Origin of the sequence: uncultured Croceicoccus sp., assembly GCF_947496385.1 — a bacterium.
Classification (GTDB): Bacteria; Pseudomonadota; Alphaproteobacteria; order Sphingomonadales; family Sphingomonadaceae; genus Croceicoccus.
The window spans coordinates 749,475-775,482 of the sequence record NZ_CANMCP010000001.1; the positions used below are offsets into that span (position 1 = coordinate 749,475).

The following is a 26,008-nucleotide window of genomic DNA, read 5'->3' on the forward strand; positions in this document are numbered from 1 at the left end:
TATGGCGGCGGGGCGGACGGTTCGGCGCTGGCTGCTCGGTGGGATCGCCGCGGGCATCCTCGCCGTCCTGATCGTCGTCGTCATTTTCGCAAGCGGGTGGTATGGCGCTGCGAACCTCGATGAAGAGCGGCCCTTCGTCGTTCCGTCGGGCGCGACGCTGACGGCCATCGCGCAAAAACTGGAGAGCGAGGACATCATCGGTTCGGCCGACGGGTTCCTCTTGCGCGCGAAAATCTTCGGCGGCGGCGATCCGGTTCAGGCGGGCGAGTTCCTCCTGCCCGCGGATGCGTCGCCGGCGCGTATCCTCGATATTTTTCAGAACGGCGACGTCATCCGCCGTTTCGTCACCATCCCCGAGGGTCTGCCCTCCATCATGGTGCACGAAAGGCTGATGGCGGAGCCTTTGCTGACGGGTACGATTCCGGTGCCGAGGGAAGGCGCGATCCTCCCCGACAGCTATGATTTCGAGCGGGGCGAAAGCCGCGCCGACGTTCTTGCCCGCATGGAGGCGGCGATGGATGAATTCCTTGCCGAAGCATGGGCGCAGCGTGCGAAGGATATCGCGGTTTCCAGCCCCGCCGAAACGCTGGCGCTGGCATCCGTGGTGGAAAAGGAAACCGGCGTGCCGAAGGAACGGCGCATGGTTGCCGGGCTCTACTCCAACCGGTTGAAGACCGGCATGCGGCTTCAGGCCGACCCGACGATCATCTATCCCATTACCAAGGGCAAGCCGCTCGGCCGCAGGATCCGCCGATCCGAGATCGATGCGGTCAACGGTTACAACACCTATTCGATGGACGGGCTGCCCAAGGGTCCGATCACCAATCCCGGACGCGAATCGATCCGTGCGGTGCTGAACCCCGCAGACACCGATGCGCTGTACATGGTGGCGGACGGAACGGGCGGGCACGTGTTTGCCGATACGCTGGCCGGGCATAACGAAAACGTGCGCAAATGGCGCGCGATCCGGCGCAAGCGCGGCGAAATCTGAACGCCAGCGGGGGCCGGCGCCAACCTTGCCTCTCGGAACCGGGAGGCGGCGGCGCCGTTCCCTTCGCAAATCTCAGATTCCGTCAAGGCCAACAGGGGGCATATCCGTGCACAAGCAAATTCCCGACGTCACATTGAAGACCCGCATTCGCGACGAAAGCGTCGAGGGTGAAAACCCCTTCCGCTGGCGCGATTTTCCGGTGCGCGACGAATGGGCGGGAAAGACGATTGTCGCATTTTCGCTGCCGGGCGCGTTCACGCCGACCTGCACCAACGAACAATGCCCCAGCTACGAATCGATGTATGACGATTTCAAGGCCGCCGGTGCGGACGGGGTATACTGCATCGCCGTCAACGATGCGTTCGTCATGTATCAGTGGTCGAAGCATCTCGGCCTGGAAAAGGTGAAGATGCTGCCCGATGGCTCCGGCGATTTTACCCGGCGCATGGGCATGCTGATCAACAAGGATCACCTCGGCTTCGGACAGCGGTCCTGGCGATACGCCATGATCGTGAAGGATAATGTCGTCACCGACTGGTTCGAGGAGCCGGGCATCAACGATGTCGGCGCCGACGAAGACCCGTATGGCGTTTCCGCGCCGGAAAAGGTGCTGGCCGCGCTCAAGAATGATTGATCGGGCGAGGGGGGAGGCCGGCGATCCGGCTCCTCTTATCGTGACCGCGACCCTGCCGCCCGAGCTTTTTTCCTGGGCGGAGGGTTTGCGACGCGAGTATTTTCCGCCGGAGCGCAATCATATCGATGCGCATGTGACGCTATTTCATGCGATTCCCCCGTCGTGCGAGAGGGAATTGAAAAACCTGCTGGCCGATCTTTGCGCGCAGACGGCGCCGATACCGGCAACCCTCGACTCGGTCATGTCATTGGGGCGCGGAACGGCCTTCAAGATTATCAGCCCTGAATTGCTGAACCTGCGCGCCATCGCGGCGGACCGTTTCGCGGGGTCGCTGACCGCACAGGACAGCCATCGGCCCAATCTCCATGTCACCGTTCAAAACAAGGTTTCCGCGGCCGATGCAAAGCTCTTGCAGGCCCGTCTGCGCAGCGATTTCAAGCCGCGCACGTTCGAATTCACCGGCCTCGAAGCGCATTATTATCGGGGCGGGCCATGGGAAAATGCGGCACGCTGGCGCTTTCGTAAAAAGCGGTGAGCAAAGCAGTTGACCCTTTCGAAAACCGCGCCTAAGACGCCCGCCTGTCGGGTGGTTTCGCGACCATTCGGTGCCTTTCGGGGCGGAGTAGCTCAGCTGGTTAGAGCAGCGGAATCATAATCCGCGTGTCGGGGGTTCGAGTCCCTCCTCCGCTACCATTCCTTGATCCGGAAGCTTCCACTAGCTTCCGCATTTTTCCGAAAATCGAAAGAAAAGCAGAGGGTTGCGGGTGATTCGCGTCCGCATGCGCCCATGGTCTTCCACATGCAGCCGGATTTGGTGTGGGGGTATTTTGGGGGTATTTTCGCGGAGTATCGGAAAGGAGCGATACCCCCAATGCCTCTCACGGAGATTCAGGCCCGAAATTCCAAGCCACGCGAGCGCGCCTACAAGATGGCCGACGGGGAGGGCTTGTTCCTGTTCGTACAGCCGAACGGGTCAAAGTTATGGCGGATGAAGTACCGCTTCGCGGGCAAGGAGAAGTTGCTCTCCTTCGGCGCTTACCCAGATCTCGGGATAGCTGCCGCGCGCGACAAGCGCACAGTCGCAAAGGCGTTGCTAGCCGAGGGCAAGGATCCAATGAAATCCAAGGGAGAAGTGATCTCGCAGGAAGGAGCCACCTTCTTCGAGGTCGCAAAGCGCTGGCATGAAAATCGAAAGAGCGCGTTGAATGCCGCGCATGCCGAACGCGTCTGGTCGCGCATGGAAAGGGACGTCTTTCCAGTCATCGGCGAGAAACTCGTGAATGAAATCACGGCACCCGACGTCCTGGCCATGATCCGCAAGATCGAAGCAAGAGGCGCGCTCGATATCAGCCGGCGTGCGAAACAAGGGGTGGGGCAAGTCTTCCAGTTCGCAATCGCGTGTGGTCTGGCCTCGAACGATCCGACGACGCATTTGCGCGGGGCTCTAAAGCCGCGACCAAGAGTGAAGCATATGAGCCGGCTGCCGCTCAGCGAGTTGCCCGCATTCATCGAGAAGCTGCATGCCTATCAGGAAGAGGGCGAACGACGGGCCGCGATCACCCGTGACGCAGTTCTCTTTGCGCTCCTGACTTGGGTTCGAACCAAGGAACTGCGTTTCGCCGCCAAATCCGAGTTTGAAGACCTGGGCGGAAAATCACCTGTCTGGAGGATACCAGCCGAGCGAATGAAGATGGGACGAGAGCATTTGGTACCCCTCTCGCAGCAGGCAACGCACATCGCGAAATCCATGATAGCAGCAGCGCCTGGCGAGTTTCTCTTCCCGGGCAACGGCCCGAACAAGCCGCTTTCAGAGAACACAATGATCTACGCGCTCTATCGCCTCGGATACCACAGCCGCCAAACCGTACACGGCTTCAGGGGCTTGGCGAGCACCTGGGCCAATGAGCAGTTGGTCGAGTTCGGTAAGCCGCCCATGTGGATCAGGAAATACCATGAGGATTGGGTCGAACTACAGCTCGCGCATTCGGAGAAAAACGACGTGCGTGGAGCTTACAATGCCGCTGAATACCTGGCTCCCCGGCGCCGGATGATGCAGGACTGGGCTGACTATCTGAGCGGCGGGAAGGTGATCGACATCAAGAAGGCAGGGAAGCGCGCAGCCTGATAACTATGGCTTCGATCAGACCGGTCCAATCCAGTCTGCGCGCAAACGATCTCGACCTGCGACAACGCCTTCGACAATCACTGCTAATCCGACGAATTCGCATTCGGATTCGTCGCTCTCGATGATCCAGACGACTTCGTCTGTTGTGGTCAGGAACATTCCGCGTCTACCGCGGCTTAACATCCCCGACACGCGTATTCGACCTGCACTCACAATGCCCCCCGCTCAAAAACGCCAATGGCGCAGCACTTCGCGCACATAGGCCGGCGTCTCGCCGTTGCGTGGAACACCGCCGGCGCGCTCGACGGCACCGGGACCTGCATTGTAGGCGGCGAGGGCCAGATGAACTACCCCGAACTTGTCGAGCATCTGACGCAAGTATCGGGCCGCACCCAAGATGTTCGCCTTGGGATCGAAGCGATTTGAAACGCCAAGGTCCCGCGCTGTACCTGGCATCAATTGGCCCAGACCTGCGGCGCCAGCCTTGCTGATCGCCAGAGGATTATATCGGGACTCCGTCCATACAAGCGCGTCGAGAAGGCCCCTTGGTAGCGAGTATTGAGCCTCAGCGGCGTAAACATGAGGAAGGTAGCTTGCCCGACGGAAGCCGGATGGCGCGCTGCCCTGGGGCTTTGGATATCGATAGGGCAGATAGGTTCGACCCGCATCGGTAGCCGGCGGCTCGGACGAGCCCTCTGGAGGCATTCTCCAAATGCCGTGTTCGACGAGACGAAAGCCATCGGTTCCTTCTGCAACGCGGAAGCCATCGGGCGTCAATTCCGAAGCAACGGTCACCTGAGGAGGCTCAATATCCTGCGCGTGAGCGGGGAGCGCGAGCCCAAATCCTGTCGTTGCCGCAGCAGCTACTGTCCATTTCAGTCTCATTCCCGAATCCTTTGATGGCCGAATCGGGAAAGAACATATATAGAACATATGATGTAGGAAAATGAAACGTCAGCGACGCAGAGCGGAGGCTGCGCGGGTGGAGGCACGTTACGATGGAAATGCCCCCATGCACCAACACCGATCATCCCAATCCCAAGGCTTGCAACTGGAAAACCGCGCACGCAAGATAGTCGAGCAGCTGGGCGGTATCTGGTCGCGTTCGCGCGGGATGTGCTGCTGCCCGGCCCACGACGACCGCACTCCTTCGTTAAGCATCACGCTCGGAAGGCGCGCAATCCTTGTTCATTGCTTTGCCGGCTGCACGAACGAGGCGGTGATAGAAGGCATGGCCGGGTTCGGAATACGAATTGCGGACCCGTTCGATGGCACGAGTGGTCCGATCGTGGCCGAACCGCGCGAGGAAGTCGCCAATCGCAATGCGCTGAGGCTCTGGCGTGAGGCGTCGATCATCGCTGGCAGCCCCGCCGAGAAGTACCTCGCGTCCAGAGGCATCACGATTGCTTCGCCGGAGCTGCGTTTCCACCGGCGTATGCCGCTGGGGCCAAAGGGTGCTGTCCGGTTTCTACCCGCGATGGTGGCGGCCGTGCGCAATGATGCCGGAATTCTGGCGCTGCACCGCTCCTTCCTTGACCTCGACAAAACCAGCATGGCTTCTTTCGATCAGCCTAGGCGTGCGTTAGGCAGCCCCGGTTCTGGGGCGGTGCGTTTCGCGTACCCGACTGGGGGACGCCTTGGCCTCGCAGAAGGAAACGAAACGGCCCTCTCCGCGATGCAATTGTTCAATGTTCCCTGCTGGGCGACGCTGGGAAACGAACGCTTCGGCCTGGCCACCATCCCTCAATCGGTGCGGCAGCTGTATCTCTTTGTCGACAATGATGCGGGCGGGCACCTTGCTGAGGAGCGCGCGCGCAAGGCTTACGCTTGCGAAGGGCGGCTGATTGTCACCAGGCGCCCGGAGCTAACCGGCGACGACTGGAATGATGTGCTCATGCGCTCAGTACGAGCTGCGGTCTGAATGCCGGTGAGAGGAAAGCGGGCTTGGGGCCTTGTGAGGCCCCCGGGCGGATCCATCTGAACGGACACCCGGACAAACCCAGGGCCTCTTCAGGAGGTCTCTCATGTCACACGCAAATACCGCTTTCGCATTCTCCGATCCCGCCGAGCCGCAAGTGTTGGCAGCGGCGAGGGCGCTGGCCGCGCGGCTAGGTTCAGATGAAGCAATCGCACGGCACACTGTGAATGCAACAATGGCCGATCATTTCGGCGGTAGCGACGCCGAAGGACGCTGGTCCGTACGCGATGCCCATGCTGCACTTGAATTGGCGCAGGTGCTGTTCCTGGCGCAGGCAACTGAATTCTCTCTCGCGATGCCATCCAGCGCTGCCGATGAGGCTTTCACGCGCCTTGAAGGTCTGGTCCCGACCCAGTCCAACCGGAGCGATGAGCAGATCGAGTGGCAACAATTCGCAACGCCGCCCCGTCTGGCCTGGATGGCTGCAAAGGCTTGCGCGATTTCTGCCGTTGAACTGGTTCTCGAACCGTCGGCCGGGACCGGGATCCTAGGCGTATGGGCAGCAAAGGCAGCTGCGCGTCTCGCTCTCAACGAGATATCACCGCTGCGCCGCGAATGCCTGGGCACCGTGTTTCCGGAGGCGACAGTCACGGGATTTGACGGGGAACTGATCGACGAACTTCTCACGCCCGACGTGGGTCCGAGCGTGGTGCTGATGAACCCGCCCTATTCACATGGTATTGAGAGGGGCCACGATAGCCGCACTGGCGACAGGCACTTGCGCTCTGCCTTGAAGCGCCTTCTGCCCGGTGGCCGCCTGGTCGCAGTGATGCCCGATTGGTTCGAGCTTCCGAAGTTCCTTGCCGGGATCGCCGGCCCCGTCTCGTTGCGCCTCAACGCGACGATCGAGCGCGGTTTCGTCAAGCAGGGCACCTCAATCTCAACCCGGCTCCTGGTTCTCGACAAGGCTGAGGATGGTACCAGCCCGATCATCGCCCAGCCGACAAACTTTGCCGAGCTTCATTTGCTGATCGATATGCTGCCTGGCCGGGTAAGCCTGCCCGCCGAACCCAGCATCGGCACCAAGCCAGCATTGCCGCTTCGACTGGTGGCGAACAGGACGAAACCGGTTCCACTTAGGGGCCATCCAGCAGTTGCGGCGCCGTCGATCCTGCCGCTCGAATTTACTCCGCTCGAAGCACCTGCGCCGATCGAAAGCCAGGTTGGGCATTATTTGCCCTACCGGCCGAGCCGGATCTCGATTGCAGATGCTGTCCCGCATCCAACCCCGCTGGTCGAGTCCGTTGCGATGGGTTCGATAACCGCACCCGTGCCCGAAGTAGTGCCTCAGCTTCCGTCGAGCCTCATTGCTGGAGGCGCCTTATCCGCTGCGCAGGCCGAGACCCTGATCTATGCTGCAAGCGCGCATGCCCGCGACCTGCCGGGACGGTTCGAGCCCGACGACAAAGGCTGCGCCTTGAAGGCGAGCGCCGAGGGGCACGCCTACCGCATGGGCTACTTTCTTGGTGACGGGACTGGTGCAGGGAAGGGACGGCAGGTCGCTTCCGTCATCCTCGACCGGTGGGTGAGGGGTGAACGGCGCCACATCTGGATTTCCAAGAACGAAGCTTTGCTCGAAGATGCCCGCCGCGATTGGAATGCGCTCGGCGGTCTTCCCATCGACGTCCAGCCCCTTCGCCAATGGAAGCTCGGTGTCCCGATCGGGATGCGCGAAGGCATACTCTTCGTCACTTACCCGACGCTGCGTTCGGGCCGAAGCGACGCCACCCGGCTCGAGCAAATTCTCGAATGGGCAGGGGAGGACTTCGACGGGCTCATCGTCTTTGACGAAGCCCATGCGATGGCCAACGCAGCTGGCGGGGAGGGCTCACGTGGTAAGGTCAAAGGATCAGAGCAGGGCATTGCCGGTGTTCGCATCCAGAACCTGCTGCCGCGCGCCCGCGTGCTCTACGCTTCGGCGACCGGGGCATCCGACGTCAATAATCTCGCCTATGCCACCCGTTTGGGCCTGTGGGGTCCCGAGACAGCTTTTGCCAATCGCGAAGCCTTCGTCGCAGACATCCGCGATGGCGGTATCGCGGCCATGGAACTGGTCGCGCGCGATCTGAAATCACTGGGGCTGTATGCGGCGAGGGCACTTTCATTTGCTGGGGTTGAGTACGAGATTCTCGAACATTACCTGAACCCCGACCAGGTAGCGGTTTATGACGCCTATGCAGACGCCTGGGCAATCATTCATGCCAATTTGCGCGAGGCACTCGAGGCAACTCGGATCGTCGACACTGACAGCGGCGATACCCTGAATTCAGGTGCCAAATCGGCGGCGCTCTCGGTGTTTGAAGGCACCGAGCAGCGCTTCTTCGCGCAGCTACTTCTATCGATGAAGCTGCCGAGCCTGCTGCCTGCGATTGATACGGCACTTGCCGACGGCAACGCTGTTGTAGTGCAACTCGTCTCGACCGCCGAAGCCATGCTCAACCGCCGCCTCGCTGATCTCTCCGATGCGGAACGTGAAGCACTCGAAATCGATCTCTCCCCCCGCGAATACGTCGTCGATTACCTCACCAAAAGCTTTCCGGTGCGGTTGATGTCCGTTTTTACGGACGAGAACGGCAATGCTCGGTCCGAACCGATGAGCGATGAGAAAGGTGCTCCAGTTCTCTGTCGTTCGGCGCTTGCCGCGCGCGATCGCATGATCGAGCAACTCTGTGCCTTGCCGCCGATCGCGACGGCGCTCGATGCAATCATCGAACGGTTCGGTGTCGATCAGGTCGCCGAAGTCACCGGCCGTACCCGCCGCCTGATCGTCGGACGCGATGGACGCCAGGTGCTCCAGTCGCGCTCTCCGCGCGCCAATGTCGCCGAGACGCGAGATTTTATGGACGGGACCAAACGAATCCTGGTTTTCTCCGATGCCGGTGGCACCGGCCGCAGTTATCATGCCGACCTCGCGGCAAAGAACCAGATGCGCCGGGTCCACTTCCTGCTTGAGCCGGGCTGGCGGGCCGATGCCGCAATTCAAGGGCTTGGCCGTACCAACCGCACCAATCAGGCGTCGGCCCCTCTGTTCCGCCCCGTGACCACCGATGTGCGTGGCGAACGTCGGTTTATATCGACCATTGCACGTCGGCTCGATAGCCTCGGGGCACTGACCCGCGGGCAACGTCAGACGGGTGGGCAGAACCTCTTCGATCCTGCCGACAATCTCGAGAGCACATGCGCCAAGGAGGCGCTTCACCGCTGGTTCGGCCTGTTGTTCGAAGGCAAGCTGGAAGCCGTTACGCTTTCTCGGTTTGAGGAATTGAGCGGGCTCAGGGTCGAAGGAGCCGACGGCGGGATGATCGATGACCTGCCAACAATCCAGCGCTGGCTCAATCGCATCCTCGCGTTGCCGATTGTTTTGCAAAACGGCATATTTGACGAGTTTCTCGGCCTCGTCGAAGCGCGGATCGATGCCGCACGCCAGGCGGGCACGCTCGACATTGGGGTTGAGACCATTGCGGTCGAGCATTTCGAGGTGCTGACCGATACGCTTCTGCGCACCGATGCGCTGTCGGGTGCGACTACGCATCTCCTGGAACTCGAGATTGCCCGCGCGCTCAAGCCTTTGCGTCTCGAACGGCTCGAGGAGCTCTACGGCTTTTCAGGTTCGCGTCAGCAACTTCTGCGTAATGCGCGCTCAGGCCGGATCGGGCTGCTTGTCCCGGCGCGTAGTCTGCTCACCGACGAAGGTATGCGTGTGGCCCGCTTCGAGCTAGTTCGTCCCTTAAAGCACGGACACATTACTGCCGATCAACTCGCGGAGAGCAGCTGGGAAACGGTGGATGCAACCGAATTTCGCCGCCTGTGGCAGGTGGAGGTCGATGACGCCGCATCAAATCACAAGCGCGAGCGACTGCATCTTGCAACGGGCCTGCTGCTTCCGGTGTGGGACAAACTCCCTTCCGACTATGTTCGGGTCAGCCGGATTTCGGCGCGAGACGGACGCTCGCTGTTAGGCCGGGAGGTTCCGCTCCATTGCGTGCCCGAACTATGCCAGGCGCTTGGACTTGAAGACGAACATGCCTTCTCGGCAGAGCAAATCGTCGATGCGGTGCTCGGGACCGGGCGGCCGATGCAAATCAAAAGCCGCGAAGCGCTTACGCTCAAGCGCAGCCTCGTCAATGGCGCGCAGCGGCTCGAACTGGCTGGTTGGTCGGCGTCGCGCCTCGACTGGTACAAGGCACATGGGTGCTTCACCGAGATCATACGCTATCAGACGCGACTTTTCGTCCCGACGACGAACGCGGTGGCGGTCTTGGCGGGACTTGTCGGATGAGGCCTCCTATATTGCCAATTGGCATCCAAAGTGATATATGATGCCATATGGAGAATGCTCATGTTGGCACTGCAACCCGTTGATACCGTCCCCCACGCCTTCCGACCCGATCCTATAACTCAGGAGGAAGCATCGGCGATGTTCCGCGCCGTGCTGAACCTGTTCGGCAAATGGGAACTCACAGACGAGCAGGCAGCGACTCTGCTCGACATGCCGGTTCGGTCCTACCGGCGGTGGAAGGCTGAGGGTGCGGGCCGTGTCTCGCGCGATGGTGCGGCGCGGCTCTCCAACCTGATGGGTATCCACAAGGCGCTGAGGATCATCTTTTCCGAAGCCCAACGTGGCTACGCCTGGATCAAGGCAGGTAACGCTGCCTTTGCCGGAGTGAGTGCGCTCGACGTCATGCTTGGCGGCGAGCTGACTGATATCATGCGGGTGCGTCGCTATCTTGATGCCGAACGTGGTGCCTGGTGATTGATCCCAAGGCGATTCCGGTTGCCCAGGTCGAGTGGAAAGGTGCTGTACGGATTATCCGCAGTGCCTTTCCACCGATTGACCTGTTCGAAGACATCGCAGACCCTGCAGATTGGCCGCTGCTGATCTCCGCCGAGCAAAAAACCAATCCTCGCATTATGGCGACGATCGGCAATCTCGATCTGGTACCTGCTGACCGCCGGGTAGGGGGCAACGGCGCATCCTATCTGATGGCCCCGTTCACGCATGTCAGCACGGACCGACCAAGTCGCTTCACCGATGGGACCTACGGCGTCCTATACGCGGGGGATGCATTCGAAACTGCGCTATTCGAGACAATCCATCATCATGCCCGCTTCATGGCTCAAACCGTAGAAGCGCCAGGCTGGACCTCACAGTTCCGTGAGATCATCCTTTCGGTAAGCGCCGATCTTCACGATCTCAGGAGCCTTGCCGCAGGCAATCCCGCGCTTGATCCCGACAACCATGCTGCATCGCAAGCCCTCGCTGTTGAGCTCAAAGGGGGCGGGGCCGAAGGTGTTGTCTATCCGAGCATCCGGCATCCGGGTGGTGAATGTGTCGGCTTGTTCTACCCGGATTGTGCATCCGACCCCACTCAGGGACGTCACCTCGACTATCACTGGGACGGAATGGGTGTCGATCTGGTTCGAGACGCTGGTACAGGGGCGGTGTTTCGGGTGGTGGGTTCTGCTTGAGCGAACGATCCACGGGAAGCAGGCCAAAAGGCAATCCAGCTATGAAACGACATCCGCCCAACTTAATTTCAACGAATTGCCCTTCACCTTAGGCAGGGCTTTGCGGTCGATCAGCTTGCCCTGCACCTCAAAGTCAGAATCAATCTTCACGATCAAGACCTTGCTAAAGTTGCGCTTGAGATTGAGCGCAATTGTGTCGTTGCTCTTGAAAGGCGTAATCGTCTTCACTTCAACGAAATGATTGCCAATTTTGCCGTCCGACCCTTGTGCGTAATTCCGGTGCAGTTTGAGCCCGTGAGTGATGGCCCCATAGAGTTCACCGAGATCGCCATACACCTGAAGGTGGCTGCCCGTGAGCTCGTAATAGTTCTGCGCAACAGCGAGCAAGTCTTGAAATATCGGAACCAGATCGACGTCGAGGTTCGGGAACCGGGCTTCGAACTCCAAACGCGCCAGATGTGTGTTGATCTCAGTCCAGGTAATCCATTCACCATCGTCGTAAATGGCGTTGTCTTCGTTCCACATGTCTGTTGGGCCGTGCATCATATTGGCGTGACATGCCATCTTACCAGTAAATGACTGGTTTCCCTATCAACGACTGCGCCCATAGAAGAGGAAAGGAAGCTTGCTTCTGACTGAGCCGAAGGAGCCTCGATGGTCGATGCTTGAGCTCGCAATCAGGAGTAAGTCCCATGATCAAGGCGATCCCGCTGACCAAGTTGGTCCAGTCCCCTCGCAATGTGCGCCGTCACGGCGACCCCGCCGCAGATGCCGAACTGAAAGCGAGCATTGCAGCCCATGGTTTGTTGCAGAACCTCATCGTTCGGCCTGCTGCTCGTGGAAAATTCGAGGTCGAAGCAGGAGAGCGCCGCCGGTGCGCCTTGCTGGCGCTTGCCGAAGAGAAAGTTCTGCCGAAGGGCTACGAGGTTACCTGCCTCGTGCTTGAGGACGATGCGGAAATAGCCGTCGAAACGAGCCTGGCCGAAAACTTCCATCGCCTCGCGATGAACCCAGCCGATGAAGCGCAGGCGTTCGCTGCCCTTATTGATGCTGGTGCCTCGACGGAAGATGTCGCGCGCCGCTTCGGACTGACGGTCCGCTTCGTCGAAGGCCGGCTGCGTCTCGCGACCCTTGCACCCGTCGTCTTCGATGCTCTGGCATCCGGCGAAATCACTCTCGATCTCGCCAAAGCGTTCGGCGCGACCTCCGATCAAGAAATTCAGGCTCGCGTCTATGAGCAAGCGTCTTCGGGCTATTATGCGCCCAGCGCCGACAGTATCCGGCGCATGGTGCTCTCCGGCACGGTTCACGGCAGCGATGCTCGGGCCCGTCTTGTCGGTCGCGAAGCCTATCTCGCTGCAGGTAGCCGGATCGAACGCGAACTCTTCGACGACGATGACAGCGAGTCCTGGGTCGATGTCGCGCTTCTCGAAACGCTCGCCGCAGAGGAGATGGAAAAGCGCGCCAAGGCGCTCGCAGCAGAGCAGGGTCTTGCCTGGGTCAAGCCGACGCTTGACGCCTATGCCAGTCACGATCTCGTCGAAGGCCTCATTCGACTTCCAGCCGAGCCGGCTCCGTTGACTGACGCCGAACTGGCCCGCCTTGATGAGCTCGATGCCTCGTACGACGAGCATGCGGCCATTCTTGAAGACGAAGACAGCGCCGAAGAAGCAATTGCTGCGGCCGAGGCGACGATCGAAGCGATCGAGCGCGAATGCCAGGACATTCGGGCAAAGCCCCCGGAGCTGGCACCCGAACTGAAGGCCGATGCCGGAATGATCCTCGTCCTCTCGCGCGACGGCACACCGGTTCTCCAGCCAGTGTTCTACGGCGAACGCGACATCGAAGTCGTTGGTGACGAAGATGTCGTCGAAGTCGTCGCGAGTGTCGGCAGTGATGGCAAACGCCGTGCAGCGCTTTCCAAGCGTCTGGTCGACGAACTTGCGATGCAACGTCGTGACGTGCTCGCGCTCCACGTGGCATCGGATCCCGGCCTTTCGCTCGACATCATGGTCTTCACCCTCGCGGATGCCGACACCCACGACTGGCGGTCACGCGCGGCCACGACCCTGCGTGGCGGCGTCCCCGCGGGTCCGATTGTCGGGTTCGAAGCGAAGGATGCGCCGGCAAGCGCGTCCCTTGCGGACCTGCGCTCGGGTCTCGATGAGAGCTGGCGATCTGGCGAAGACGCTTCGTCGCGCTTCAAGATGTTTCGGGCACTCGCTGATGAAAGTCGCGCAGCATGGCTCGGCTTCGTCGTCGCTCGCACACTCGAGGCGAGCCTCAACATGGCAGGCGAACGTCAGATCACGTTCCAGGATCATCTGGGCAGCACGATCGGCATCGACATGGCGCAATGGTGGCGTCCGACCGCGGCAAACTACTTCGACCGCGTCTCGAAGCAGGTCATCCTTGATGCGCTCACCGATGTTGGCGGTTTGGAACTGTCCTCACGCTTTGCATCGGTGAAAAAGGGCGATCTCGCGATGAGCGCCGAGCGCGTCTTCGCGGGGACCTACATCACCGAGGTCGAAGTTCGGGAAAGAGCCCTCGCCTGGGTGCCCGAAGTCATGCGTTTTGCCGACCAGCCGGAAATTCCTGCCGATAACGAAGCGCAAAGTCCCGATGCGGATTTCGTCGCCAACGACGACAATCAGCCCCCGAGCGAGCTGGCCGCCTGACCTCCTCCTGACAGGAACGGCTGCTCGCCACCGTGAAGCGGTCCTCCGGCACATGCCGGGGGGCCGTTTCCTTCATGGAAAGAGAGCGGAGCGGGCTCCGGGATCTCCGGCACTGACCGACGGAACTGTCGTCAGGCCATTTCAGGAGATACAACATGGCCTATCGCAAGGGACAAAGCGGCGGAGTGTCGCCTGCTACCCGTATCACCCAGGAAATCATCGCCCGCCTCGAGTCCGGCACGAAGCCCTGGATCAAGCCATGGCGCGGTGTGCCAGTCTCGCGCCCATTGCGGGCGTGCGGCATCCCTTATCGCGGCATGAATGTATTCTGGCTCTGGATGGTTGCCGACATGTGCGGTTACGCCTCGCCGTTCTGGATGACCTACAATCAGGCCAAAGAACTGGGCGCACAGGTGCGCAAGGGTGAAAAATCCACCATCGCCATCTTCTACAAGAGCTACACCAAGGAAGTAGAAGCACCCGACACCGGCGAAAAAACCGACGAAAGTCGTCGCGTGTTGAAGGCCTATCCGGTTTTCAATGCTGATCAGGTCGAAGGTCTTCCGGAACGTTTCCATCCCGCCGCGACGCTTGAGGTGGTGGAGCCCGAGGGCCGTCAGGCTGAACTCGACTCATTCTTTGCCATTATTCCGGCCGTCCTGCGTCATCAGGGCGACGAAGCCTATTATGAGCCGGTAGCTGACCGGGTGACAATGCCGCCCTTGCATCTCTTCTCAGGCTTCGACCACTATTACGCGACGCTCGCGCACGAGCTATCGCATTGGACCGGTCATGCCAGCCGCCTCGACCGTAATCTCAAGAATCGATTTGGCTCTGCAGCTTACGCTGCCGAGGAACTCATTGCCGAACTTTCGAGCGCCATGCTCGGCGCTGAACTCGGTCTGCCAGTCACACACTTGGATAGCCATGCGAGCTATATCGAGCATTGGCTCAAGCTCCTGAAGCAGGATGACCGTGCCATTCTCACCGCTGCCGCAAAGGCGGAGGAAGCATCAAGGCTTCTGCTCAGACTCGGGGGACGGACCTCTGCCGATGATATTGACGAAGCGTCTGACGACGCTGCGCTGGCCGCTTGAAGGAGGGCATCATGGGCCGATCGGTCAGCTATCCCAGCGGGGCCATTGTCGCCTTCACCGTGCTCGAAGTCGAAAACGACGACGACTGGGACTTGGAATATGAATGGCTCCGCGAGGATCTGCGCGAGCGCGCAGGGCAGGCATTCCCTTCCCTGATCGCGCACGACGGTTGGCGAGGCCGCGAAGACCGTATCCTCATGCGCAATGCCTATGCGGATTTCGGCGTGTCGGTTTACGCCGGCTTGGTTGCGGTGTGGATCGTCGAGCGCGACGATGGCGCCTATTGGGATGCCGATTGGCGCACGGCCAGATCGCCCAGAGCACAACGCTGGCTGTCCCAGATCGCCTCGCGCTTTGAAGCGTTATTCGGCGACTACGTCTGCCTCGGTCACATGTCGAACGGTGAGGGCGTCTACGCAAAACGGGTGGCCTGAATGCGCCACTCAATCGTGAGCGAACACATGTACCAGTCCTGACTGACGAAGCCTGCATGTGCACTCATGGTCTGAAGCCATGCGAGAGAGGCCCTGGGCCAGCCGCCAGTCTTCCGCAACCCGGCTTGCGCAGGCCCGAGTTGGCCCGGCCCTGTGGGCCGTTGGCCTGCCCGCGCCAGCCTGCCCAAGCGGGTTTCCCCTGTCGGGTGCGGAGACTGCCTCAAGCTGGCCCTGACGGGCTCTCGCTGGCGCAGCCATGAGCGGGTGCGTCAGCCTCACGCCAGTCAGGAGGACAATACCCATGCACTCATCATTTTCTGACCAACTTGCCGGCCTCGATCTTTCCGGTTTTTCGATTGGTCCTGCCCCGGTTTCCACCAATGATTTTCCGGTCCACGAAGCGGTCGTCCAGACGCTCGAAGCTGTCTGGTCCGATCTTTTTGCGATGGTCTCTGGGACTGCGCTGGAGGCCGATGCCGAGGACCTCGGCTGGGCGTTCGTCAACATCTTTCACCGTTCCGCGACCCGCAAATCGACCGCAGTCGACCGCGCAACCGACGAAGTCCGAGCGCTCCTGGCCACTGCAGATGGATCCGAAATTCATACCCATGAACTCGAGACCCAGGTTGAGCGTGCGCAGTGTGCCGAAGGGGCCATGATCGCTCTCGAGGAGATGCGCGAAGTGGCCGCTGCCCTCTATCTCAACGAATTCGGCTCCTCGTGGAAGCCCGTGTCGAGTTCGCGCTTCAATCACAGCGCCATGCTGACTTCCGCGCTCGTGGAGGGCCGCGAGTTCATCCGAGCCCGGTGCGAAGCCAAGCGCCGCGCCGCCATGCCAGAAGGAACGCCGGTGATCTTTGCCGGTGGCCGCACACGCCATCCAAACGAGCAGGACGCTCTCACTTTCGCCAACAACGTCTGGGCTACTCTGGACAAGGTTCACGACCGGGTTCCTGACATGGTTCTTGTCCACGGCGGTGATACCAAGGGCGTTGACCGTCTGGCATCTTCATGGGCGGAACGACGCAGTATCCCCCAAATCAGCTTCTCCCTCGACATGCGCCTGGGGGCACGCGCAGGCTTCAAGCGCAACGAGCGTATGCTCTCGCTCGACCCCCGTTATGTCGTGGCCTTTCCCGGAAACGGGGTCCTAGAGCGCTTGGTCATCGAAGCCAAATCCCGTCGGATTACCGTCGTTGATCGCCGTGGTCCGCTTGGCACTTCACCCAAGCGCGCGGCTCAGGATACCGACTGATGCGTCTGGCATCGCGCCAGCGCCATCGGCGCTGGCGCAGCCTGTCAGAGGAGAGAAATCGCCTGTCATCGTGGGCAAGACGATTGGTGCTTGCCCCCCACATTGCAGGAGAAATTTCATGACTGATTTTCAGGCGATCATGGCGGATTTTGCTGTCCGCCAGACCGAGCGCGCGGCGCAGGCACAAAGTGAAGTCCAACGGCTCAAGGCAGCTATCATTGCCCCGCTGCGCAATGCCGAAATTGCCCGCGTAGAAATCCGTTTCGATGGGTGTGGCGACAGCGGTGCGGTCGAAGAATGCGTCTTCTCTGACGCCGTGGGGGCGAGTGTTCCGTGTCCCGAAGTGACGATCGCCTGTGTTGGAGAAGGCGACGACCAGAGCCTCAATTCCGCCCTCGAGCAACTGACTTACCTTGCTCTCGAACGCCATCATCCTGGGTGGGAAATCAATGATGGTGCCTGCGGCGAACTGGTCATCGACGTGGCTATGCCGAGTTTCGTTCTGGACTGCCAGCTGCGGTACACGGCGACCGACGACCATTCGACTGATCTCTAGGAGAGGTGTGATGGCTCATTGCTATTATCACGCCCTATCGTCAGTCCGGAAATGGGGAGGGGTGGTGGAAGATTACCTGCCGCTCCACCAATGGTTTGACCAGTCGAAGGCGATCTTTGCTGATCCGCGGCACCGGGCCCTTCGGCACCATGCCGAAGGCATTTTCATGCTCGAAACGCTGTTCGGGCCTACCATCCTCAACGCCGACAGCCGTGTCGTGCCCGTTCGCCTTGTAGGCGAGCAGCACGTCCGCGAGGATTTGGGCACGATTCCTTCCTTTGCGGATTGGGGACGCCTCATCACGCCCCAAGACTGGATGTTGCGGGGCCATCGTCTGGACGAGCCTATGCCGCTTGGCACTGTGGAGACGGCTGCTGGCGGCGCGTTTTCAGGGGGGCTTTCGTCCGCTTCGGGAGGAGCGTCGGTAGTCGAGATATGATGTCGCCTTGAAGGCAAGCGAGGTCAGGGGGGACGTGGCAACCTGTTAATGCGAAAAGTCATGGCTTGGCCTGTGCAAGGCACTCGGGACCAACCCGGCCTGTAAGCAAACCTTTCCTGAAGCATCCCCGTCGAGACGCGCAACCCCGATCAGGTCCGGCCGAGTTGCCGGGCTGCGCCCGGCTGCCCGCACCACCCGAACCAGATCGAGGTTTCCCTTCGGTGCGCTTCGCCGTGGCCGCTTCCTAGTCGGGTTTGCAGCCGGGATGGACCCGGAATGCTCGATCAGGAGAAAGACCATGACCAATCTCGTTATCCTCGTTGGCCGCATCGCCCGCGATCCCGAAACCCGCACGACCCAGGGCGGTACCAGCATCACCTCGATCTCGGTCGTCACCGACCGTCCCGCACGCAAGGACGGCAAGACCTACAAGGACGAAAACGGCTACACCGCCAAGGACAGCGAATTCCACCGCGTGACCTGCTTCAACGGTCTCGGCCAGAACGTCGCCAAGTACTGCACCAAGGGCCAGCTCGTGACGGTCGAGGGGCGCATCCACTATACGCAGTGGGAAGACCAGGACGGCACCAAGCGCTACGGCTGCGAGATCATCGCCGACAAGGTGGACTTCCTCACCAAGGGCCGAGCGTCGAACAATGAAGGTGCGCCCGACATTGATGAGGACTGAGTGCCTCCCGCAAACGACAAGGCTCCGATGGTTCGCGCCATCGGGGCCTTTTTTGTGCTCGCAGGCGTGAACGGCGGGGCGGGGCATCGAGCCCACACCCCGCCGCGGTTGAAGTGTCAGGCGGGGGAGAGCCGCTTGAGAGCATCGTCGATCCCGATGGTGAGCGATGCGCGGATGAGCTGCTTCAGTTGCGCAGGTTCGACCGTCTCGGCTCCGCATTCGAGAAGAACCTTGCCCAGTTCGCCGGCTGCTTCATCACGGAGCCTGGCCTCCTGTGCATCGAGTTCTTCGCGCTGCTCGCGCAGCTTCTTGAGCGCGTTCCGCGCGCTCGGTTTGGACCTGGCCATGAGTTTGTCCTTTCGCTGGCCGTTGGTCCCCTCCACGCGCGACAGTGCCAGCAAGGGGCCATGTAGGAAAACGGTTTTTGCCGCGATGCCAGTGCTTTTCTCGCTGACGTTGGAGAGGTCTCTCTCGCAGAAAGGCCAAGTGTGATGCGGGCTTTGGGGCCGCGTCAAGGACGACGGGGCCCCACCATTTTTACCGGGCAAGCCCGGCAAAAATCGTTTCCCCCATCGCCGCTTCGCGGCCGCGCTATGCGCGGTCCCTGACCCGGCCCGTCACCCACATCCTCGCAGCTCCTGATGCGACGCATCGAACATCAGGAGGAAAGATCATGTACGCTTCACTGAATATCGCGCAGGGCTCATTCCAGGCAGATCAGGCAGCTTTCGTTGCCGCACTCGACAAGGCTCATGCCCGGTCCCTTCACAGCTACTTCACCCAATATGTCCTGACCGATGGTGAGGCAGGTTACATCGCGGTCGATGAGGGCGATTACGGCGCACTGCCCAAGGCCATGCTGGACCGGGTCATCGACACAGTGCCAGGAAAGCTGAGCGATGAATTCTGATGCCACACACAAGGAGGAAGTCCGTCAGGGCTTCCTCCTTTCTTTTTGCTCGGGTCCCGTTTTGTCGCTCCCGTACGTATCGCGCGAGCATTCCGTGCAACATCAGTCTTCGGCGTCCGACGCGTCGAACTTCTCCAGCCGATCGGGCATGTCGAGCACCTTCATGGCCGCGGCTGAAATGGCTTCGGCCTTCGTCGGAAAGGCTTCTGCCGAACTGATCGATACGCCGTTGGAATGGGTCACGGTTGCCTGGAATCCGTTGCCTTTGGGTGTCGCGCTCAGTGTTACGTCCGCCATAACCATGCTCCCTGTGGGATGCCCGGCACACCATTCTTCCTGCCGGCAAGCTCAATCAATCTTTAGCACAATCGGCAGTCGAACGGGATCGTCCTCATCCCCTGGTTTTGGGACTTCAAAACCGCCGATCCCGTGCAGGTCATAACACTGGGTCCTACCCTCTAAGCTGGGGACAGAAGAGCACACCCTACGCGACAAATCGCAAGCGGGGGGCGGTAAAAAAGATAGTAAAGACAATGTGGTACTGGATTCTGGCAAAAATGGCAGCTTCTCAATCAGAAATGAATTGTCGCCAATTCGCCAATCGGATTCGATTGACGACAGCCAGAAATGGCGCATTCCTGCGCATCTCGCATGTTCTTGACATGTTCTCGTTTCTGATTTAGACAATAACCGCCTTTCGCAGTGCGTTCCGGGCTCCTGACCACAAGGAGTCCGTGCATGACACGGCCAAAATCTCTCTAGGTACATGTCACCGTCGAGCTCGCTGAGCGGGTTCGTACTGCAGCAAAGCGGCGCGATATAAGCGTCAGCGAATGGATCCGGTCGCTGCTTTCGCAGGCATGCGAAAATGATGATCTTGCATCCAAGCTCGAAACATCGGTCGACCGCGTCAGCCGTCAATCGGTGTTCACAATGGTCGGCGTCGATGCTCTTCTTGCAGGGCATGCCGATCACGGGCTGCGTGAGCGAGCCCATCAGGCCTATGCGCGCAAATGCAAGGAACTGGGACTCACCGCAAACACCGGCGAGGGAGGTTCCGATGAAGCGTAACCTCGTCAACTTCACGCGCGGAAGTCAGCTGCTCGGGCACTTCAGCTTCATGTTTGCAGCAGGTCTCAAGGGGCCGCTGATCATCGCCGCTATCGGCATTTCCTAGACTAGCTGGTGGACCATTTCGGCAGGGCTGAGCGATCACGAAACCTACCTTGTCTGGATGCGAATTTATGCTGCCATCTACGGCTTCATGGAGTTCGATCCGGCCAAACAGGTCGCACTCGAAACGGGGTTGGGAGGAACCGTCCAGCTCCCCATCATCATACTCGATGCCTATCCACCGGTGATCAATGCCTGGGATCATTTGCTCGACTTGCTGGGCGATGCTTTGGTGCGTTCGGCCTTGCTTCTCGTGCCGGCGTTCGTGCTGTTCTACTGGTTCGCAGCGCGCTTCGGCAGCCGTTCAAAAGAGCGCAAACATGAGCGCGGGGCCATGCTCGTTACACTACCGGAACTGGTCGATGAACTGCGCGGGCACAACCAGCGCGAGCGCGCCCGTGAGCTCTCGAGCTCTATGGGTTGGAAATGGCATCTGTGTTCGCCCAAGGAACTGTCTGCGGCATTTCCATACCGGCCCTCGCATCTTGCGACGGTTGTCTATCCCTGGCGGCTTGAACAGAGCCACGCCATGCTCATCGGGACCACCGGCATGGGCAAGACAGTCGCCATGTCGGACATGATTGCTGAAGCCCGCGCCAAGGGACAGCGCTGCGTCGTGTTCGACCTAACCGGCGCTTTTATCGAACACTTCTACCAGGCCGACCGGGACATCATTCTGAACCCGCTCGACGCGCGCTGTCCGCAATGGAGCCTCTTCGACGAATGCCGCACCGAAGGTGAATTCTGGGCGGCAGCGGAAGCCATCGTACCCCATGACGGGGGCGGGGAGGCGCAATTCTGGGTTATCGCGGCGCGTGCGCTGTTCGTCGAATTCTGCCTCAAACTGGTGGCCGAAGGGCGGGGCACCAATGCTGCGCTTGCCCGCGAACTGATGACCGCTGATCTCTCGCGGGTCCACGCAATGATGCGAGGCACGATCGCCGATCCCCTAACCGCTCCTGAAGCCGCGCGCATGGCGGAATCGATCCGGGCAGTGTTCAACGTGAACGCCAAGGCGCTGAAGCTCCTGCCCACTTCCGGGCGCCGCTTTTCAATCCGCGACTGGATCGAGGAGGGCGCCCATAACGACGAAGGCACTAACGCCAAAAGAAGTGGCTCCATGGTCTTCATCTCCGCGCGCTACGTCGACATGAGCGTGTGCGCGCAGCTGCTTACGCTGTGGCTCGATACGGCGATGAACACGCTTATGACGATGCCTCGCACCAAGGACCTCAAATGCTGGTTCTTCATTGACGAACTGGGCGCGCTTCACCGGCTCCCCGCTCTCGAAAAAGGCCTGCAGACGGCGCGTAATTTCGGCGGCGCGATCGTCACCGGCATCCATGCCTATGCCAAGCTCAAGGAGGTCTACGGTGAGAACATGGCGATGACGCTTGCATCGCTTGCCCGGACAAAATTGATCCTCGGTACGGCAGATCGCGAGACCGCCACCTGGTGTTCCGACTTCATCGGTCATCGCCAGGTTCGCGACATGGAAGAAGGCTACACCTACGGCTACAACAATGCCCGCGACGCCGTCAGCCTGACGCCGCGCAAGCATATCGAGCCTTTGCTGCTGCCCGACCAGTTGATGAACCTGCCGCGCCTGTCAGGCTTCATCAAATTCCCCGACGGCTTTCCAGCAGCGCCGGTCCGTCTGAAGCCGATAGACCGGGAAAGAATCGCGCATGTCTTCGTCGGTCGGGCCAAGGATCGAGAACCAATCCGGCAGGTCGATGGCAAGAGTGAAGGCGACGAGACGGCTGCCAATCCGCCCGCAAGTCAGAGCGAACATCCCTCGTCGAACGATGACGGGGCGGGCAAGCCCGTCGTCCCAAAGCAAGGTACTCTTTCACTAGAGTCGGCAGTGGATGTCGATGCCAAGCAATCACGCCAGCGGGTGACGAAGCAGGCCGAAAAGGACGTTCTCGACGACACCAGGAAGGTGTCAGCCAAATCCGATCATCCGCGACGATCGTCGCCCGAAGGGCGCGCGGCAACGCCGCGTAATTCCCGTCCGCTGCTGCCGACGAATGCGGCGTTTCGCAAAGGCGATCATCCCGATGAGAAGGATCCATCGAATAGCGTGAAGGAGGGACGCCGAAGCGACTTGCCGCGGGCCAATCCGCCCTCGGATAAGCCGCAAGCCGTCGATCGGATAGCCCAGCGCCAGCGAGAGGCAGAAGCCCGCAAGCTCATGCTCGAAGACGGCGTTCCCGAGCAGGATCAGCCTTCGCACGAGGGTCCCGACCTCGGCGATTTTGAACTGTGACGAACGAGGCAGATGCCGCCGGGCGGAGTGACGCCTGATGCTCTCTGTAGCCAACGTCCGCACGGCTGGCGGCGCTGCCAACTACTTTGCCGCTGACAATTACTATACCCGCGCCGATGCCGAGCGATCTGGTCAATGGCTTGGCAAAGGCGCGGAGGCGCTTGGACTGCGAGGCGTCGTCGAAGCCTCGCAGTTCGAGGCCGTGCTCAAGGGCATGCTGCCCGATGGAAGCCGTGTCGGGAGCGATAACAGGGCGCATCGCGCCGGCACCGACCTCACATTCTCGATGCCCAAGAGCTGGTCCATCCTTGCCCTCGTCGGCGGCGACAGGCGTATCCTCGATGCCTATGGTGCGGCCGTCCGCGAGACTCTGGCCTGGGCTGAGAAGAATCTCGCCGAAACCCGCATGGAAGTCCGAGGCAAGGAGCGGGTGGTCGCGACACGCAATCTCGTGATCGGGCTTTTCCAGCACGACACGAACCGCAATCAGGAGCCCAACGCGCACTTTCACGCCGTGGTTGCCAATGTCACCCAGGGACCCGATGGCAAATGGCGAGCGCTGAGGAATGACAAGATCTGGGAGCACAACACGCTGCTCAATGCCATGACCATGGCGCGCTTCCGCTTGGCCGTAGAAAAGCTCGGCTACCAGGTCGGCGAATTCGGCAAGCATGGCAATTTCGAAGCGGTGGGCGTCCCAAAACCCGTTCGTGACGCCTTCAGTTCGCGCCGTACCGAGATTCTCGAGGCATACTCGACCATGGAGGCAAAAGGTCCGGCCGCACTGGATGCAGCCACATTGATGACCCGCGCGGACAAAGGGCCGGTGGCGGACCGCCAGGCTCTCGTGAACCAATGGCGCGAGGCAGCGGCACAGTTGGGCTTTGATCCGAGGCTTGTCATTTCACAGGCCAATGCACGGGCCGCCACCGACATTGGCTCCGTCTCCGGAATTGGAAATTCGGTCCGATCGATCGGTCAGCGGGCGCGCCTTTTGGCTGCGACCTTCGCGGAGCGTCTGGGGCTACGTCAGGGCGATCCGCTTGTGCCTCGCGACATCGAGCGCCGGACGCCCGAACAGATCGCCGCCGTTCATGCGGTCGCATCGGCAATCCGGCATTTGGGCGAGCGCGAGGCGGCGTTCTCGCGGACCGAGATATATCGCTCAGCGCTAGGCTTTGCCTTGCCCACCACGCTCCCCGACATCGAACACCGCGTCGACCAGTTGCTGCGCCAGGGCCACCTGCAAAAAGGCAAGGGTGCAGATCGCAATCTTGTTACGACCCGCGATGCGATCGGGCTCGAACAGCGCATCATCGCCGCCGTCGAAACCGGACGTGGCCATGGGTCTGCCGTGGTCGAAGCTGATGTGGCCGGAGAGCGGCTACAGGCGCTCTCTCAGCTCAAATATGGCCTGACCTTGAACCCTGGCCAGGAAGGGGCAGGGTGCCTGCTTCTCGCCTCGCATAACCGGATTGTCGCGATTCAGGGTGTGGCGGGCGCCGGCAAGAGTACCGTCCTCAAACCTGTGGCGGACATCTTGCGCGAGGAAGGCAGGTCCGTGCTCGGACTAGCAGTCCAGAACACGCTCGTGCAGATGCTTGAACGTGACACCGGCATTCCCTCGATGACGGTCGCGCGCTTTCTACGCCAACATCAGGGCCTTCTGGAAGGAGCAGACCAGGCGAGGCTTGCCGAGACCCGCGCGTCTCTGCGCGGCACCACGGTGCTACTCGACGAAGCCTCGATGGTCGGCAATGCCGACAAGGAAAAGCTGGTGCGCCTCGCCAACCTGCTTCAGCTCGACCGCTTCGCCAGCATAGGGGACAGGAACCAATTGGGCGCTGTCGATGCGGGCAAACCCTTCGACGTCATGCAGAAGGCAGGCGTCGAAACGGCTACCATGAACACCAATCTCCGGGCCCGCGATAAGGCGTTGCGCGACGCTCAATATGCAGCGCAGGGCGGAAACATCGACGAGGCCTTGCGACATCTTGGCCCGCATGTCGTCGCGTCGGGAAATACAGCTGCCGTCGACGCCGCGGCGGCCTGGCTATCGCTTTCGCCTGCAGAGCGGGAGATGACCGCGATTTATGCTTCGGGTCGCAACTTGCGCGGACAGGTGAATGAAGCAGTCCAAATCGGGCTCAAGGCCAATGGCGAATTGGGACCGGGTTCCTTGGGTCTCACTGTGCTGTCGCGCGTCAATCTGACGCGTGAGGAAATGCGCTATGCGCGCAGCTATGCGGCCGGCATGGTGCTCGAAGTCGACCGCCGGCAAAGGGGGCAGGGGCTGCAGAAGGGCCGCTATGATGTGATCGAAACCGATCCCACCCGCGAACGCGTGATGCTGCAGAACGAGCGGGGCAAGCGCTTTGAATTCCGGCCGGGCCAGATACGACCGCAGGGTGAGCAGGATCCCCTGCGTCTGTTTGAGGTTCGCCCACTAGAAATCTACGATGGCGACCGCGTTCGCTGGACGGCGACCGATCACAAGCGCGGACTGCTCAACGCCGATCAGGCGCGCATCATGGCGGTTGATGCGAAGGGTGTCACGGTGAAAACGTCGCTCGGCACCGAACACCTGCTGGGGCTGGGCGACCCCATGCTTGAGCGTCTAGATCTCGCCTACGCGCTCAATGCGCACATGGCGCAGGGTCTGACCTCCGACCGCGGGATCGCCGTCATGGATAGCCGCGAACGCAATCTTGCCAATCAGCAGACATTTCTCGTGACGATAACCCGCCTGCGCGATGGTCTGACCCTGTTTGTCGACAATGCGGGCAAGCTCGAAGCAGCTGTTGAGCGCAATCCGGGAATGAAGCGCTCGGCACTCGAAACGGTCAATCAGCTGCGCAATGCGGCAGCAATTGGCCAGGCTAAGGGCAAGGCGTCTGATCGTTCGCAAGAACCGGCTCGCGAGCCGCCCGAACTCGATCGCTCGATCACCAAGCCCTTCGAAATCGGGATCTGACGCAGCGTTTATCCGCATGGGTTCATATGGCACCGGTTGACTGTTAGTTCTGTTTTTGTTCTCATGGCGGCCATGTCCCGAATCGCCGATGAAATCCTGTTCACGCATATCGAAGTCGCGATTGCCATCGCGTCCGAAGCAACGCTTGTCGGGCTCGGCGCTGACGACCCGCGAACCCAGCGCAATGCTCGTGTCGATCTCGCGCGCCACCTGGTCGAACGCATGCAGGGTTTGGAGTTCGAAGGAAAGGGGAATGCCGGCAGGAGCTCTCAGCCCACTCTCTTTCCGGGCGATCTCTCGCCGATGGGCTGACCAGCATTTAGATGTGGCTG

General features: G+C 60.7%; 23 protein-coding genes, 1 tRNA gene and 1 pseudogene. 20 read left to right on the plus strand and 5 right to left on the minus strand.

Translation table 11 applies throughout. The annotated features are described in order from the left end of the window. The first annotated feature begins 1 nt into the window (after window position 1). From mltG to Q0897_RS03550, 5 genes are all read left to right on the plus strand, one after another. Window positions 2-991: an endolytic transglycosylase MltG gene (mltG, locus tag Q0897_RS03530; RefSeq protein WP_299307515.1), complete on the plus strand. Its 990-nt coding sequence runs from the start codon at window positions 2-4 to the stop codon at window positions 989-991. Window positions 992-1,097: 106 nt separating this feature from the next. Continuing rightward, window positions 1,098-1,625 (plus strand): peroxiredoxin, encoded by a 528-nt coding sequence (locus tag Q0897_RS03535; protein ID WP_299307516.1) that lies wholly within the window; start codon window positions 1,098-1,100, stop codon window positions 1,623-1,625. Further along, entirely contained in the window at window positions 1,618-2,160 is a 543-nt protein-coding gene (locus Q0897_RS03540) for a 2'-5' RNA ligase family protein (RefSeq protein ID WP_299307517.1), read from the plus strand. Before Q0897_RS03535 ends, Q0897_RS03540 begins: the two co-directional genes overlap by 8 nt. An 81-nt stretch (window positions 2,161-2,241) precedes the next feature. Next, window positions 2,242-2,318: transfer RNA gene (locus tag Q0897_RS03545), tRNA-Met, on the plus strand. Window positions 2,319-2,496: 178 nt separating this feature from the next. Next, on the plus strand, window positions 2,497-3,750 hold the full coding sequence (locus Q0897_RS03550) for an integrase arm-type DNA-binding domain-containing protein (protein ID WP_299307518.1): 1,254 nt from the start codon (window positions 2,497-2,499) through the stop codon (window positions 3,748-3,750). 15 nt (window positions 3,751-3,765) lie between these two features. On the opposite strand, the gene Q0897_RS03555 is transcribed toward Q0897_RS03550, so the two are convergent. Both Q0897_RS03555 and Q0897_RS03560 read right to left on the minus strand, forming a co-directional pair. Further along, complete coding sequence (locus Q0897_RS03555) at window positions 3,766-3,933, minus strand: DUF5818 domain-containing protein (RefSeq protein ID WP_299307519.1); 168 nt, start codon at window positions 3,931-3,933, stop codon at window positions 3,766-3,768. A gap of 42 nt (window positions 3,934-3,975) precedes the next feature. Then, window positions 3,976-4,635: a lytic transglycosylase domain-containing protein gene (locus Q0897_RS03560; RefSeq protein ID WP_299307520.1), complete on the minus strand. Its 660-nt coding sequence runs from the start codon at window positions 4,633-4,635 to the stop codon at window positions 3,976-3,978. Between the two features lie 127 nt (window positions 4,636-4,762). On the opposite strand from Q0897_RS03560, the gene Q0897_RS03565 reads away from it, so the two are divergent. From Q0897_RS03565 to Q0897_RS03580, 4 genes are all read left to right on the plus strand, one after another. Next, the gene (locus tag Q0897_RS03565) at window positions 4,763-5,671 is read left to right on the plus strand and encodes a toprim domain-containing protein (RefSeq protein ID WP_299307521.1); all 909 of its coding nucleotides are present in this window, start codon (window positions 4,763-4,765) and stop codon (window positions 5,669-5,671) included. A gap of 103 nt (window positions 5,672-5,774) precedes the next feature. Continuing rightward, window positions 5,775-10,007, plus strand: coding sequence for a strawberry notch family protein (locus Q0897_RS03570; protein ID WP_366519895.1), 4,233 nt, complete (start codon window positions 5,775-5,777; stop codon window positions 10,005-10,007). 60 nt (window positions 10,008-10,067) lie between these two features. Further along, entirely contained in the window at window positions 10,068-10,481 is a 414-nt protein-coding gene (locus Q0897_RS03575; RefSeq protein ID WP_299307523.1) for an MbcA/ParS/Xre antitoxin family protein, read from the plus strand. After that, window positions 10,478-11,197, plus strand: coding sequence for an RES family NAD+ phosphorylase (locus Q0897_RS03580; protein ID WP_299307524.1), 720 nt, complete (start codon window positions 10,478-10,480; stop codon window positions 11,195-11,197). The genes Q0897_RS03575 and Q0897_RS03580 overlap by 4 nt, the downstream gene beginning before the upstream one ends. A gap of 39 nt (window positions 11,198-11,236) precedes the next feature. Here the strand turns inward: Q0897_RS03580 and Q0897_RS03585 are convergent, their stop codons facing one another. Further along, window positions 11,237-11,722, minus strand: a complete 486-nt coding sequence (locus Q0897_RS03585; RefSeq protein WP_299307525.1) for a hypothetical protein — start codon at window positions 11,720-11,722, stop codon at window positions 11,237-11,239. A gap of 167 nt (window positions 11,723-11,889) precedes the next feature. Between Q0897_RS03585 and Q0897_RS03590 the strand changes: the two genes are divergently transcribed. The 7 genes from Q0897_RS03590 (at window position 11,890) to Q0897_RS03620 (ending at window position 18,347) form a co-directional block, all read left to right on the plus strand. Beyond that, window positions 11,890-13,878 carry a ParB/RepB/Spo0J family partition protein gene (locus Q0897_RS03590; protein ID WP_299307526.1) on the plus strand — a complete coding sequence of 663 codons (1,989 nt, stop codon included), beginning with the start codon at window positions 11,890-11,892 and terminating at the stop codon, window positions 13,876-13,878. Window positions 13,879-14,033: 155 nt separating this feature from the next. Continuing rightward, window positions 14,034-14,975 (plus strand): zincin-like metallopeptidase domain-containing protein, encoded by a 942-nt coding sequence (locus Q0897_RS03595; protein WP_299307527.1) that lies wholly within the window; start codon window positions 14,034-14,036, stop codon window positions 14,973-14,975. Window positions 14,976-14,986: 11 nt separating this feature from the next. Continuing rightward, window positions 14,987-15,409: a hypothetical protein gene (locus Q0897_RS03600; protein WP_299307528.1), complete on the plus strand. Its 423-nt coding sequence runs from the start codon at window positions 14,987-14,989 to the stop codon at window positions 15,407-15,409. Between the two features lie 301 nt (window positions 15,410-15,710). Then, on the plus strand, window positions 15,711-16,664 hold the full coding sequence (locus tag Q0897_RS03605) for a DUF2493 domain-containing protein (RefSeq protein WP_299307529.1): 954 nt from the start codon (window positions 15,711-15,713) through the stop codon (window positions 16,662-16,664). Between the two features lie 118 nt (window positions 16,665-16,782). Beyond that, on the plus strand, window positions 16,783-17,220 hold the full coding sequence (locus Q0897_RS03610) for a DUF6878 family protein (RefSeq protein ID WP_299307530.1): 438 nt from the start codon (window positions 16,783-16,785) through the stop codon (window positions 17,218-17,220). Window positions 17,221-17,230: 10 nt separating this feature from the next. Next, window positions 17,231-17,659: a hypothetical protein gene (locus Q0897_RS03615; protein ID WP_299307531.1), complete on the plus strand. Its 429-nt coding sequence runs from the start codon at window positions 17,231-17,233 to the stop codon at window positions 17,657-17,659. Window positions 17,660-17,957: 298 nt separating this feature from the next. Beyond that, window positions 17,958-18,347, plus strand: a complete 390-nt coding sequence (locus tag Q0897_RS03620; RefSeq protein WP_054529553.1) for a single-stranded DNA-binding protein — start codon at window positions 17,958-17,960, stop codon at window positions 18,345-18,347. 116 nt (window positions 18,348-18,463) lie between these two features. Here Q0897_RS03620 and Q0897_RS03625 read toward each other — a convergent pair whose 3' ends face one another. After that, window positions 18,464-18,694: a DUF6437 family protein gene (locus Q0897_RS03625; RefSeq protein ID WP_299307532.1), complete on the minus strand. Its 231-nt coding sequence runs from the start codon at window positions 18,692-18,694 to the stop codon at window positions 18,464-18,466. A 326-nt stretch (window positions 18,695-19,020) separates the two neighbouring features. Here Q0897_RS03625 and Q0897_RS03630 point away from each other — a divergent pair, with 326 nt between their 5' ends. Then, complete coding sequence (locus Q0897_RS03630; protein WP_013832744.1) at window positions 19,021-19,257, plus strand: hypothetical protein; 237 nt, start codon at window positions 19,021-19,023, stop codon at window positions 19,255-19,257. Window positions 19,258-19,359: 102 nt separating this feature from the next. Here the strand turns inward: Q0897_RS03630 and Q0897_RS03635 are convergent, their stop codons facing one another. After that, entirely contained in the window at window positions 19,360-19,554 is a 195-nt protein-coding gene (locus tag Q0897_RS03635) for a hypothetical protein (RefSeq protein ID WP_299307593.1), read from the minus strand. A gap of 763 nt (window positions 19,555-20,317) precedes the next feature. Here Q0897_RS03635 and Q0897_RS03640 point away from each other — a divergent pair. From Q0897_RS03640 to Q0897_RS03650, 3 genes and pseudogenes are all read left to right on the plus strand, one after another. After that, window positions 20,318-22,702 (plus strand): annotated as a pseudogene (locus Q0897_RS03640) (type IV secretion system DNA-binding domain-containing protein). A 37-nt stretch (window positions 22,703-22,739) separates the two neighbouring features. Continuing rightward, window positions 22,740-25,676, plus strand: coding sequence for a MobF family relaxase (mobF, locus tag Q0897_RS03645; RefSeq protein WP_299307535.1), 2,937 nt, complete (start codon window positions 22,740-22,742; stop codon window positions 25,674-25,676). 63 nt (window positions 25,677-25,739) lie between these two features. After that, window positions 25,740-25,988, plus strand: a complete 249-nt coding sequence (locus Q0897_RS03650) for a hypothetical protein (protein WP_299307537.1) — start codon at window positions 25,740-25,742, stop codon at window positions 25,986-25,988. The last annotated feature ends 20 nt before the right edge of the window (window positions 25,989-26,008 follow it).

Excerpts from the sequence above, each read along its gene's own strand:
- Q0897_RS03555 (WP_299307519.1), bottom strand. The coding sequence starts at position 3,933 with ATGTTAAGCCGCGGTAGACGCGGAATGTTCCTGACCACAACAGACGAA.
- Q0897_RS03620 (WP_054529553.1), top strand. The coding sequence starts at position 17,958 with ATGACCAATCTCGTTATCCTCGTTGGCCGCATCGCCCGCGATCCCGAA.
- Q0897_RS03540 (WP_299307517.1), top strand. The coding sequence starts at position 1,618 with ATGATTGATCGGGCGAGGGGGGAGGCCGGCGATCCGGCTCCTCTTATC.
- Q0897_RS03575 (WP_299307523.1), top strand. The coding sequence starts at position 10,068 with ATGTTGGCACTGCAACCCGTTGATACCGTCCCCCACGCCTTCCGACCC.
- Q0897_RS03600 (WP_299307528.1), top strand. The coding sequence starts at position 14,987 with ATGGGCCGATCGGTCAGCTATCCCAGCGGGGCCATTGTCGCCTTCACC.
- Q0897_RS03610 (WP_299307530.1), top strand. The coding sequence starts at position 16,783 with ATGACTGATTTTCAGGCGATCATGGCGGATTTTGCTGTCCGCCAGACC.
- Q0897_RS03635 (WP_299307593.1), bottom strand. The coding sequence starts at position 19,554 with ATGGCGGACGTAACACTGAGCGCGACACCCAAAGGCAACGGATTCCAG.
- Q0897_RS03565 (WP_299307521.1), top strand. The coding sequence starts at position 4,763 with ATGCACCAACACCGATCATCCCAATCCCAAGGCTTGCAACTGGAAAAC.
- Q0897_RS03560 (WP_299307520.1), bottom strand. The coding sequence starts at position 4,635 with ATGAGACTGAAATGGACAGTAGCTGCTGCGGCAACGACAGGATTTGGG.
- Q0897_RS03650 (WP_299307537.1), top strand. The coding sequence starts at position 25,740 with ATGGCGGCCATGTCCCGAATCGCCGATGAAATCCTGTTCACGCATATC.
- Q0897_RS03630 (WP_013832744.1), top strand. The coding sequence starts at position 19,021 with ATGTACGCTTCACTGAATATCGCGCAGGGCTCATTCCAGGCAGATCAG.
- mobF (WP_299307535.1), top strand. The coding sequence starts at position 22,740 with ATGCTCTCTGTAGCCAACGTCCGCACGGCTGGCGGCGCTGCCAACTAC.
- Q0897_RS03550 (WP_299307518.1), top strand. The coding sequence starts at position 2,497 with ATGCCTCTCACGGAGATTCAGGCCCGAAATTCCAAGCCACGCGAGCGC.
- Q0897_RS03605 (WP_299307529.1), top strand. The coding sequence starts at position 15,711 with ATGCACTCATCATTTTCTGACCAACTTGCCGGCCTCGATCTTTCCGGT.
- Q0897_RS03615 (WP_299307531.1), top strand. The coding sequence starts at position 17,231 with ATGGCTCATTGCTATTATCACGCCCTATCGTCAGTCCGGAAATGGGGA.
- Q0897_RS03585 (WP_299307525.1), bottom strand. The coding sequence starts at position 11,722 with ATGTGGAACGAAGACAACGCCATTTACGACGATGGTGAATGGATTACC.
- Q0897_RS03625 (WP_299307532.1), bottom strand. The coding sequence starts at position 18,694 with ATGGCCAGGTCCAAACCGAGCGCGCGGAACGCGCTCAAGAAGCTGCGC.
- Q0897_RS03570 (WP_366519895.1), top strand. The coding sequence starts at position 5,775 with ATGTCACACGCAAATACCGCTTTCGCATTCTCCGATCCCGCCGAGCCG.
- Q0897_RS03590 (WP_299307526.1), top strand. The coding sequence starts at position 11,890 with ATGATCAAGGCGATCCCGCTGACCAAGTTGGTCCAGTCCCCTCGCAAT.
- mltG (WP_299307515.1), top strand. The coding sequence starts at position 2 with ATGGCGGCGGGGCGGACGGTTCGGCGCTGGCTGCTCGGTGGGATCGCC.
- Q0897_RS03595 (WP_299307527.1), top strand. The coding sequence starts at position 14,034 with ATGGCCTATCGCAAGGGACAAAGCGGCGGAGTGTCGCCTGCTACCCGT.